Annotated in this window: 3 protein-coding genes and 2 tRNA genes; 2 read left to right on the forward strand and 3 right to left on the reverse strand. The window is 72.9% G+C overall.

Annotated features, from left to right (window positions below):
- Both VIU94_RS27145 and VIU94_RS27150 read right to left on the reverse strand, forming a co-directional pair.
- On the reverse strand, positions 1–1,868 hold a 1,868-nt coding region (locus tag VIU94_RS27145), incomplete at its 3' end, for a PAS domain-containing protein (RefSeq protein WP_331915052.1).
- A 284-nt stretch (positions 1,869–2,152) separates the two neighbouring features.
- Positions 2,153–2,611, reverse strand: coding sequence for an SSI family serine proteinase inhibitor (locus VIU94_RS27150; RefSeq protein WP_331915054.1), 459 nt, complete (start codon positions 2,609–2,611; stop codon positions 2,153–2,155).
- A gap of 213 nt (positions 2,612–2,824) precedes the next feature.
- Here VIU94_RS27150 and VIU94_RS27155 point away from each other — a divergent pair.
- Positions 2,825–2,918, forward strand: a tRNA-Ser gene (locus tag VIU94_RS27155).
- 194 nt (positions 2,919–3,112) lie between these two features.
- A tRNA-Arg gene (locus VIU94_RS27160) sits at positions 3,113–3,185 on the forward strand.
- Positions 3,186–3,272: 87 nt separating this feature from the next.
- Here VIU94_RS27160 and VIU94_RS27165 read toward each other — a convergent pair.
- On the reverse strand, positions 3,273–3,654 hold a 382-nt coding region (locus VIU94_RS27165; protein WP_331915056.1), incomplete at its 5' end, for a tyrosine-type recombinase/integrase.

A 3,654-nucleotide genomic window follows, 5' to 3' on the forward strand; every position in this document is an offset into this window, starting at 1 on the left:
CGCCGGCGGCCCGTGGGCTCGACCGCGCCCGCGTTCTGGGCCGGGATCAATTCGGCCGACGCCGGCGCCTCCTCCGTACCGGCGCGCCTACGCCCACTCGGCCCGTCGCCCTCCGGGACCATCGGGCTCTCCAGGAACGCGTCCGTGGACGCCCGGCGGGCGCGCCGCCGGCCGCCGCCGGTGGTGGTGTCCCCGCTCTGCTGCGCGGGCAGCGCCGCCGCCTTCGGCTCCTCGGGCTCGGGGGCCGCGGCGACCGTGCCCCGCCCCGCGCCCAGCGGCACCTCCAGGACGTACGCGCTGCCGCTCATCCCGGGCACCTCGTGCGTCTGCAGCACGCCTCCGTGCGCGGCCACGATGCCCCGCACCACCGGCTGGTGCACCGCGTCGCCACCGGCGGACGGCCCACGCACCTCGATCCGTACGACGTCACCGCGCTGCGCCGCCGCGACCACGATCGTCGAGTCGACGTAGCCGCCGCCCGCCGCCGGGGCGATCGTGGACTTGCCGGTCGCGTCGACCCCGGCCACGTCCGCGACGAGGTGCGCGAGCGCCGTCACCAGACGGGGCGCGTCCACCTCGGCCTCGATCGGCGGCGCGTGCACCGCGAACTGCGCCCGTCCGGGCCCGATGAGCTCGACCGCGCCGTCGATGCCGGCCGTGACGACGCCGTCGAGCAGCGCCACCGCCTTCGTGAGCTCCTCCGCGCCGCTGTCGAGCCGCTGGTACCCCAGCACGTTGTCGACGAGCGTCGTCATCCGCCCGTATCCGGCGGCGAGATGGTGCAGAAGCTGGTTGGCCTCGGGCCACAGCTGCCCGGCGTCGTCCGCCGCAAGCCCGCTGAGCTCGCCGCGCAGCTCGTCCAGCGGACCGCGCAGCGACCCGTCGAGCAGCGACGTCAGCTGCTCGTACCGGGCGGCCAGCTCCGCGTACCGCTTCTCCTGCGCCTCCAGCAGCTCCTGCCGCTCGGCGACCTCCGCGGCCGCGCGCTCCTCGGCGGCCGCGATCTCGGCGGTGTGCCGCTCCTCGCGCGCTGTGATCTCGGCCGTCCGCTGCTCCTCCAGCTCCTCGTACGGCCGCCGGTCGGTGAACGTCATGACCGCGCCGACGAGCTGGTCGCCGTCCCGGACCGGGGCGGTGGTGAGGTCGACGGGGACGCGGGAGCCGTTCTTCGCCCACAGCACCTGCCCGCGGACCCGGTGCTTGCGGCCCGACTTGAGGGTGTCGGCGAGCGGCGACTCGGCGTACGGGAACGGCTCGCCGTCGGCACGCGAGTGCAGGATCAGCGGGTGCAGCTCCTTGCCGCCGAGGTCGCCGGCGCGGAAGCCGAGTATCTGCGCGGCGGCCGGGTTGACGAGGACGACCCGCCCGTCGGTGTCGGTGCCGACGACGCCCTCGGCCGCGGCGCGCAGGATCATCTCGGTCTGCCGCTGCGACCGGGCCAGTTCGGCCTCGGTGTCGACGGTGCCGGTGAGGTCGCGGACGACGAGCATCAGCAGCTCGTCGCCGGTGTAGGAGCTGTACGAGTCGTAGGCCTCGCGGCCGTCCTCCAGGCTCGCGCTGGTCACCTCGACCGGGAACTCGCTGCCGTCGGTGCGGCGCGCGATCATCCGGGCGGGCTTGGTGCGGCCCCGGTCGTCGGTGCCCTCCGGGCGGCGCATGGAGCCGGGGATGAGCCGGGAGTCGAACTCGGGCAGGAGATCGAGCAGCCCGCGCCCGACGAGCGCGGTGCCGGGCGTCTCGAAGAGGCCGAGCGCGATGGTGTTGGCGTTGACGACCGTGCCGTTGCAGTTGACGAGCACGAGGCCGTCGGGGAGGGCGTCGAGTATGGCTGCAAGGCGAGCAGCGCCTCGGGATGGCCTGCTGCTCACGACGACGGTTCCTCCCTGACCCACTGCCTTGCCTTTGCAACGGCGGGCCCCATCTTGCCCCTCGGGCCGCAGCCTGTCACGGAGGGAGTCTAAGGGCTGGGGCGGCGGGCGCGACGGCGGATGCGGGGGAGCACTTCGTGAGGTTGTGTGCGGTGGACGTACGGCATCGGCACACGATCCGCACCGTGACCTGCGGGGACGGGTGAGAGGACGGGCGCGCCGCACCCCGGAGGGACCCGACGTACGTATGTACGGCCGGGGCGCGCGAACGGCCCCCGCCGGGGTCAGCGGCGCACGCTGGGCAGCACCGGCTCCAGGTTCCGCCAGCGGTCGATCTCGCAGCCGTCGGCCCGGCTGAAGCGCGCGTCGACGCTGCGGCCCCGCCAGGTGCCCTTGATCCGGGCGACGACGGGGCCGCCGTACTGCTGGGTGCACATGCGGTCGGAGGCGACGGGCGCGAAGGGGTCCCGGCCCGCACCGGCGAGCTTCCCGAGCCGGTCGCAGGCGTCCTCGGCGGCGGGGTGGTTCCCGCTCGCCCCGCCGGCCCGGCACTCCAGCTCGAAGGTCCCGTTGGCGGCGGGGTCGGCGCTCTTGCTCACGGTCACGGTCAGCCGGTCCGGCGTGGAGGAGAGCAGCGGCAGCGGCGGCAGGCCGACGGCCGGCAGCGCGAGCGCGCCGGCGGCGGGCGCGGCGGCGGAGACGAGGGCGGCGGTGGCCGTGGTGAGGACGAGGCGGCGCAGCATGCGAACTCCCGGGAGGTACGGCGGGTGGTGCGGTCGCCGGCGACGAACGCGCCGACTCCGACAGCTCTAACGCTCCGCACGCCCGTTCGTTGCGCAAGCGGAGAGCTTTGCCCTGCGGCCGGGAGGCCTAGTACGGTGGGAGGCGATTGGTGACACCCCACTCGGCTGTGTCATCATCTGCACGCACCACTCGCGCCCGCGCGACGGTGCGGAGGAGGCGTCGCCTAGTCCGGTCTATGGCGCCGCACTGCTAATGCGGTTTGGGCCTTAAAGCCCATCGAGGGTTCAAATCCCTCCGCCTCCGCCACCACCCCGAAGCCCCGGCCCCACGGCCGGGGCTTCGTGCGTTCCCCGGACCACGATCCAGGCCCGTGGATGCGTTTTCGCAGGTCACAAGGGGTGCGGCCAATGGATTTCACATGGCGGCGGCAGTCATGTAATGTTCTTCCTGTCGCCGCGAGCGGGCCGAAAGGCCGGGGAGCGAAGACGAAAACAAAACAAGCACTCGTAGCTTAACGGATAGAGCATCTGACTACGGATCAGAAGGTTGCAGGTTCGAATCCTGCCGAGTGCACACAGGTGAGAGGCCCCGGACGATGAGTCCGGGGCCTCTTGCGTTGTGCCGTACAGCAGCGAAGTACAGCAACCGCGCCGACTGCTGTCAGCCGGTGGTGCCGCCCATGGCGTCGGACAGCTTTCCGATCGCGGCCCGTACCTCTTCCTCGCTCGCCTCGGCGTAGACCTCCATCGTCATGGCGATTTGCGAGTGCCGGAGGATGCGCTGTGCGATCTTCGGGTGCACCTTGAGGGCCACCAGGAGCGAACTGCACGTGTGTCGGGTGTTCCGGAGCGGGATCACACGCACGCCGGCGCGACGGGCCCGCAGGGCGAACATCCGGGTCAGGTTCCCCGGCTCGATCGGGGTGCCGTACTTCGTGGTGAAGACGAGCCCGCGGGTGTCCTGCCACAGCTCCCCGGCCGCCTTCCGGTCCCCGAGCTGCTGGGCGCGGCGCATGCGCAGGGCTTTGAGGCAGACGGAGGGG

The organism is Streptomyces sp. (assembly GCF_036566765.1).
Taxonomy (GTDB): domain Bacteria; phylum Actinomycetota; class Actinomycetes; order Streptomycetales; family Streptomycetaceae; genus Streptomyces.